At 44.5% G+C, this 7465-nt stretch carries 5 protein-coding genes; all 5 read right to left on the reverse strand.

All coding sequences use genetic code 11. From position 1 onward, the window contains the following. Positions 1-296: 296 nt before the first annotated feature. The 5 genes from N7650_RS27660 to N7650_RS27680 are packed head-to-tail and all read right to left on the reverse strand — an operon-like array spanning position 297 to position 7380. Positions 297-1577: a site-specific integrase gene (locus tag N7650_RS27660; protein WP_169311241.1), complete on the reverse strand. Its 1281-nt coding sequence runs from the start codon at positions 1575-1577 to the stop codon at positions 297-299. 29 nt (positions 1578-1606) lie between these two features. Then, the gene (locus tag N7650_RS27665; protein WP_123789211.1) at positions 1607-1936 is read right to left on the reverse strand and encodes a hypothetical protein; all 330 of its coding nucleotides are present in this window, start codon (positions 1934-1936) and stop codon (positions 1607-1609) included. A gap of 53 nt (positions 1937-1989) precedes the next feature. Beyond that, positions 1990-2934 carry a hypothetical protein gene (locus tag N7650_RS27670; RefSeq protein ID WP_023083569.1) on the reverse strand — a complete coding sequence of 315 codons (945 nt, stop codon included), beginning with the start codon at positions 2932-2934 and terminating at the stop codon, positions 1990-1992. After that, the gene (locus tag N7650_RS27675; protein ID WP_023083570.1) at positions 2927-5029 is read right to left on the reverse strand and encodes a site-specific integrase; all 2103 of its coding nucleotides are present in this window, start codon (positions 5027-5029) and stop codon (positions 2927-2929) included. Before N7650_RS27675 ends, N7650_RS27670 begins: the two co-directional genes overlap by 8 nt. Then, positions 5026-7380 carry a site-specific integrase gene (locus tag N7650_RS27680; protein WP_023083571.1) on the reverse strand — a complete coding sequence of 785 codons (2355 nt, stop codon included), beginning with the start codon at positions 7378-7380 and terminating at the stop codon, positions 5026-5028. Before N7650_RS27680 ends, N7650_RS27675 begins: the two co-directional genes overlap by 4 nt. Between the last annotated feature and the right edge of the window lie 85 nt (positions 7381-7465).

The raw sequence follows: 7465 nt of genomic DNA on the forward strand, positions 1-7465 counted from the left end.
GTCACCGCGCAGCAGGTCGGCAATCGACCAGAGAAAGGCGGCGGTCTGGGAATGGTTTTCCGTGTTCACGCAGCTGCTCCTTGAAAGGCGTGCAAAGCGCCGAGTGTAACTGAAGAGGGGCAGGCGAAATCACTTCGAACCCAAAGCCGTTGGCGTTTAAAGCGCTGATGCGTCCAGACCTATCTACAGAGGCAAGTCAGCCGGCGGCACCTTCCCGATTTGTCCTGACCGTATGCACTCCCATATCGACGTGTCCAGAGCTGCTCACCAAGAAGGCAGCATGTCTAGTGCCTGTTCTATACCACAATCTCAGAGTAATTATGTCGGTCTAAAATAGCGGACAAACCAGCATCAACGCGCGAACGATGAAGATCAGTCAGAAGATTGTCGTGCACATATCGGTTGACTAGATGAACATAGTATTCAAGTGTAGTTCTAACATCAGTGTGGCCCAGCATTTTCCTGAGATCTTCGTCGAGCGCTGCATCGTAAACAAAACTCCTTCCAAGTCTATTCTGGGCTTTCAACGCCTCATAAACAAAATATGTCGCACAGGTGTGCCTGAGCATTCGTGCATTGAATCGTATGGCTTTAAAATCAGTAGCGCTCTCGGAGTTCTTCGCTGCAGAAACCACCTTGCTAAAGTTATAACCAAGCATTCCATGAGTAACAACATCACCACGAGCGGAAAGAAACAAGTCGCTATTCCTTGGTGGAATGCCATGCTTAGCCTCATATAGCTTCGCTCGTTGCCGCCTTAAGGGTAAATAATACTCGCAAATAACTCTCCACAGCTTCCCTGGAAAGTCTATGGAGCGCCATTTTCCCTTGGACCTAAAATAATAATAGATCGCGCCATTATCTAACCCTTCTGGGTACTCACCCTCATCATAAGGAATGAATCCATAATTTTCATTTCTCCCTCGGTAAGGCAATTGAAAAAGATCAATCGGTCTAAGCCCGGTAATTCGTATGATCGCTGCGATAATTTGATAAACAGGATCATTCAACACGCTGAGAGCTATTTCATAATCAGTTTGCCTTACAAATTTCTGCATTTCTCGTTGATGCATTGCTGGTCTACCACTGGGCAGATTAAATCCCAAGGTAGTAACTTTAACCACTGGGTTGATATGGGCCAGGAGTTTCTGGTCTTTCAGCATGTATCGGATATCAGTCCTACTGATATCCAAATAGTGTTTATAGCCCTGCTTTTCGGCCCACTGATAGAAGCTCCAGACCCTTGCCGCAATGTGATACATGGTTTTGTGAGACGGACCATCAGGAAGCGCATCCGTTGGAGATGCTATGTGAACAAGGAAGGCATCAAAAACATCCTCATCCACCAACTGCCAGTTCTGCGCGCCAAATACAACTTCAGCCCCTTCGATTGGGCTATCGTCCAACCACTGCAAAAACCTTCTCAGGATATTCGCATAGTTTCTTGTCGTTTCATCACTCCTTGAACGTATCTTCGAGACAGCCATCGCCCACATGGTCGGTGCTTCAAGGACGTTATGATTATCATCAAAATAAATCCCTACGCGCTCTCGCATATAGCCAGAGTGGCTGGCCAAACCGTTTCCAAAATGAAGGATACACATAACTATTTTGGCCTCGACAAGGGGTACACCACAAGCGAATTAGAAACTTCATTTAAATAGTCATTAAACTTACAAAGCGAAGCAGACAAATCTCCTAACCGCTGCTCTAATTCTTCATCATGAGTTAAACCATTTTGGTGAGCACAATTGGCATCCGCACTGCGCCCATAAAGAACACCATGCGCTCTTAATTCGGACTCAAGATCACGAAGCAGAGTTACTACCTGTGAGTTTTGATAAATTATGCTTCGCTGAATCCCACACGCTTCAACCAGCTTTACTCTTGAAAGCCTAGTCATATCTGCTGAAACGAAATCAGCCCAGTCTCCCATGCGACGTCGCTCTTCAACAAACGATTGGAAACGCTTTAGACCATTCACTGATTTCAAGCCAAGATGATTGAGTCGAAATTTTCGCTGAATTGTATTTCTTCGAACCGCGCAGCCACAACTTTGATGGATGAAATATTCAATTCAAGAGCCGCACCATTGAACTGTTTTTCGGCCCTAGAGATACAGGCATCAAGGCCTAGACTAAATCGAACACAGTGCACAGGCGCGTTAAATTCTTTCCTAACCCTAGAAACTAACAAATTCCGAGTTGAAACTGTATCACTTGCCCCACTGACATATAAGGATACGCCTGGAGTAGGTGGCTTGTGATTATCAATCCAAGATGACTTGCCGCACATTGGAAGACCACACATTATGTAGACTGCGGTAACAAGTGAAGATCGATTCTGACTAGATAACGAATCCAGTTTCTCCAAAAAACTCAGAATGGCCTCAGAATCTGAGCCTGCATTAGGCACTTCCAAAATAATCTTTGAAGTGATAAATCCTGATACCGCAGGAGTTAATGATTCAGCAAGAGCCGCCTTGAGATCTGCACGTAGGATTGCGTTCTGATTCTTCTGATGAGTTAGCTCTTGAAGGAGCTTAGCCTTCTCAACTTGCTTAGCAGGCTTTTCACTAGCCAACGCAAAGTAATATTGTACCCTGTCGATCAACTGATTATATGTGGTGCTAGCGCGCTCCCTTAGTAGGGCTAACTGCTCCTCCAACTCTTTCAGTCGATGATGTATTTCTTGAGTATTTTTGAGTGGCTTTTTGACATCCTCACTTGAATCCTTTGTATAAACCCCAGAATGAGTTGTTCCTTTTATGACTTCTCTGACCTTCACCCAGTCAGGATCATGCTTTTGATTGATTGTTGCACGACCGACACCAGATAATTTAGAAACTTCCATCACTGATAACTTTTTTCGGCCGTCGCTTTGGAGCGCTGAAATAGTCGCATACACCCGATTGAGGAGATCCTGCTTAGCCATGCGCTACCTGCTTTAGGAAATTATGTGCTTCATCCCCTACAACCTCGTGAAGTCGCTTAAAGGCTTCAGCGATACGCCTCTGCGAATATTCCTTCTGAGTCGCTCCACAGTACCTATGCTTAATCATATTATCGTGGAAAATTATCTCATTTTTTAATGATGGAACATTGGCCTCGACAAATGCAGCATATCTACAATTATATGGGTCACACGCAAACAAGTTTGGATGAAGCCTCGACCCAGGGCTATCATTCTTAGCATCACAAGGTGACTCGCTGGAAAGACCCGGCGTTCGCATACAGATTGCAAGATTCGTTCTATGCAGAAGCTTCACACCTTCATCAAGCAAAGAGGCGACATACTGACTTAAACTCTCTTTTCCCGCGTTTTGCAATTTAGCCCTGAGTATTGGAGACGAATTAGCAGTCTTGGCCAACCTTTTGCCGCCAATGCCCCCAATTTGACCAGAAATTACACCTTGCAAAACCTCGACGAGAATTTCCGTATTTTCTTCAATCAACGTAGCTTTGACTTCATCGTTCATGCCTGGTAAAGAAAGGATGTACCTTAACGTCATTTTTAAGCTGCGGTGAGAAAAGAGGCGTTTAATAATTTCAAGATTCCGCGAATCTTGATGAATTATATAAAGGGCAAGTGACTTCCGAAAACGATGTGGGTGTACTCTATAATCAATACCCAGGTTGTTTGCCACTCGATTGCAAGCTCGCTCTACCACAGTGGACTGCGGAGTGTTTCCAAAACTTAACTTTGGTATCTTGACAAACAGATAGTCGTGATTACCGTAAGCACGAGCATCCCGCCCTATTTCAATTATTACTTCAATTGCGTCAGCAGCAATTTTTGGGATAGGTATTGTTTTAATGTCGCCCTGTGACGAAATGGAGGTTTTGAAAACAGTATAAGTAAGCCAATAACCCTCAGACTTAAACGAAAGACAATCCACCTTAAGACCAATGACCTCTGATCGGCGCATCCCAGTAAGACATAGAAGAAGCACGATACACGCATCGATCAGAGAGACAACAACGCTAATCACAGCAGTTTGATTTATATACTCCCCCTCATCATTCTCATGCGTTCTTTCCTTGATTTCTATTCCCCACCAGGGAATACCGCTATCTAGTAACTTAGGTTTATAAGCCCTAAATCTTTTAACTCCCTCAACGGACGCCGTTGACACACCAATATTCATCGCGGCAAGCTTTCCGGGGTTCTCAAAAGCACCTACTATGGTTGGCGCAAAATTTTTATACAGCCAAAGGACGTCATCACTATAGTTTTCAACAAACCCCACACAGTATCTAAATATTTCTGCATAGTCATCGAGCGGAATGGGTTCGAAAGGTCGAGAGGACTCGTCGTATTCTCTTCTATATTTGGCGACAAGCTCTTTAGTTACGTATGAATCGTATAGTGAGTACTCTGACGGAAGCATACCCATCGATGACACGCCCTGCCAGAAGGACATTAAGTAACAGAATTCCCACTTAATCCCAGATGTGGGCAGCGACTCTATATAGTGCTCCACACTCGACTTGGCCAAATCATTCACCGTCCTAAAATCTGGTGAATTTTCCGAACCTAAATATAGACCTTCGGCTTGAAACAACCCGACAAGTCTTAATACTTTTGTTTTATCTGACTCAAGAGATGTATAAGCATTAATGCGACCATGAATTCCGAAGTGCGGTACACGGTAAAATAGTAGCGCCCTAGCAATATTCACCCAATGTTCGTGACCTACTCCACAAACATTCACGCCATACATATTCACATAATCAAAATTGATACGTATGGGAAATCCATTAGGGGAGGGGTAATCCCCAAAATCCCAAACCGGATCGCCGAAAGAGCTTCTAGGACTTACCCTAATATAACTCCACTCGTTCTTATCAATTCTGGAAAGATTGAGTAAATTTATACTATCGCAAATGATCCCAAGTGAAGAGTCGCCACTCAGAATCTCATCATCTTCTTCAGTAGCGATAGGCTCTGACTCTTCCTCGTGACAACCCAGTCCATTCCTTATTTCTTCTAAAACGGCTTTTATTTGGTCACGTGTTGGAGTTGTCATGAGAGCCCTATCATTGTCAATGGCAGTGCAAAATCGTTATGTACTGATCGATCTATTGCCTCAGCAACCTCAATCGGATCCCCCCAGCCCTCTAGAACCCCCTTCCACGCTAAATACTCAGCGCGATAGCTTTTCTCCCATTCTAAGGGATTTAACCGCTCCCTCAGACCGTCAAGGTCGGAAATTCTTCTTGCAATAAAAGGTAATGCTTCTTTGAAGATCACACACTGTGAGCATAACGGGCAACGATTGAAGTAGTTGCAAGGCGTATCCGTCCTAAGAAAACTTTCAGCGCCTGGCCAATCTGGTCGTCTTGAATTTAGACAACTTGCAATGAATGTCTGACCTTCCGGAGAAAGCAACTGTATTACCGAATCTTCAGAAGAATTCAGCCTGCCGACTAATGGTGCAACAACTGACCGTAGTTTTTCTTTGCTACCGCAGCGTAGAGTGGCTTCACGCAGCTCAACCAAAGACACATCTGTAAGAAGATTTGCTGAGTAACGCCTAAAATCTTCTTCATGCTTTCTCTGAATCTTTCTTAGACGCCCATTTAATATTTCTGCCGACCCCCAGTCACTATCATAATGATTCACTGTGGTATCGATATCCGAATGCCCCATCATTGTCGAAACTTCGTCTATATCTAAACCCTGTTCTCTCCGTCGAGTTTCGTAAGTAGTTCGAAGACGTTTCGTTTCAATTCTGGGGGATTTGGTATCCGTATCCAATTTTATGCGGTGGCGATGTAGAAACTCCGTTGATGCGTGCCCAAAATTCGTAGTGGTCACCGGCGTGCATAAGCGGCCAAACTTATTCCACAGATTCTTCGAAATGACACACTGAAATAATTTACCCTTTAAATAATGAGGCGACGAGAAATGCTTGGTTACTTCAGCGGCAACAAAGCGCAAGATCTGATACGTGCCAAACTTATCTCGCTTGTTTGATCTATGCATTTGGCTTTTGTTGGACCGTCCCTTGTACCCATAAATAATCACATAGTCATCATCCAGAAGGTCCTCCTCAATGTGGTCGTCTAGGTTATCGCTTATCGATACCACGACCTCAAAGTTCCAGCCCGTCTGCAACATCACGAAGAGAAAGAATGGGAATATAGTTCCCATTGTGAAGGCTACTCTGCTGAAGTATGCCATTTGACCTACTTCATAGGGTAGGTGCTCTGGCCCAACCTTCATATACATCAAGGCCGACCGTAATCTTTTTTCCAGCGTAGAATATTTTTTGTTTGTTCCGTGAGCGGTGTTTTTACTCCACTCAGTGGAAAAGAGATGTCCAGCTTCCTCGAAGCTCACTTGCATAGGCCAATCAGGATAAAGTCTTCCTACATTTGCAGTTGCAATTCGCCCAGATTCTTCTCGATCACAGCCATACACCATCCCCCGTTCACTGACCTCAGTACCAACTACAGGGCGACCTTTAGCCGCCAGTTCATGGGCGCGGGCTCGGTAAATGCCCAGAAACCTCTCTATACTTATTCCATTTGCCCGTATGTATTCTTTAACATCTCCAGTGGAGCGTATAACCCACTCAAACCCTTTAATGTGTGTCGCCTTGATTGACCCGTTGGATCTTTTAGTTTGCTCTTTTACAACCAGATCAAACATCAAGTTTTCTAATGAAAGATCGTATGCCAGAATTGGCTTCTCGCCTTCCACTACACTGTTGTAACTCTCCATCCACTTCATAATAAACTTAATATCGATCAGGCATCCCTCCACAAGCTTATTATGAATCTCCCTGCTGTATCCTTCTGTTATTTGCTCGTTCATCCCCGGTCCAGTCGGCCATTCAAACCCTTTGCCGACCCAGCCCTGCCCTTTATATTTATTTTTCAACGAAAGGAAGATATTTTTTAATGCGCCGTATCTTTTTCTATTTACGGTGCGACCTGGATACGAACGAATTAGAAATGACCTAAAATTCACGCATACCTGCCCATCGACATCAGCAACACCTTTGACTGATTTATTGATCGGCTCAGCGCTGTTAAGAAACAGCACAAACTCTTGAATTGAGTAATAGATGTCTTGATGGGATTGATATGTGATCAATCTCTTTGCGGAATGGAGCTGCGCACCTATAAGTAACTGCTGGACAATTAATTTATGGTGCGGATACTCAGTGACAAGATCTGTGAAGTCACGGACGTATTCCCTTGTGCCAGTAGTCTTGTTTCGGACAAGCAACCCTTGAGCTGAAACATCGACTTGTCCCCTAGCAGTGCTTCTTTCTTGAATCGCTTGGGGGGTGTTTTCTGGGAGCTTTCGCTGGAGGGTCGGTCGTTCTCGCGACTCAAGTGCAGACTTGGAGAAAGGCTTGCGAGGCATCTGACGTCCATTTGGATGGGTCTCTAGCCAGCAGTATCAAGGATAGCTAGACACTCTGGCCATACATTTCTTTGTCAACGATAAC

The sequence above is a fragment of the Pseudomonas sp. GD04058 genome, from assembly GCF_029836855.1.
Taxonomy (GTDB): domain Bacteria; phylum Pseudomonadota; class Gammaproteobacteria; order Pseudomonadales; family Pseudomonadaceae; genus Aquipseudomonas; species Aquipseudomonas bharatica.

Excerpts from the sequence above, each read along its gene's own strand:
- N7650_RS27665 (WP_123789211.1), bottom strand. The coding sequence starts at position 1,936 with ATGGGAGACTGGGCTGATTTCGTTTCAGCAGATATGACTAGGCTTTCA.
- N7650_RS27670 (WP_023083569.1), bottom strand. The coding sequence starts at position 2,934 with ATGGCTAAGCAGGATCTCCTCAATCGGGTGTATGCGACTATTTCAGCG.
- N7650_RS27675 (WP_023083570.1), bottom strand. The coding sequence starts at position 5,029 with ATGACAACTCCAACACGTGACCAAATAAAAGCCGTTTTAGAAGAAATA.
- N7650_RS27680 (WP_023083571.1), bottom strand. The coding sequence starts at position 7,380 with ATGCCTCGCAAGCCTTTCTCCAAGTCTGCACTTGAGTCGCGAGAACGA.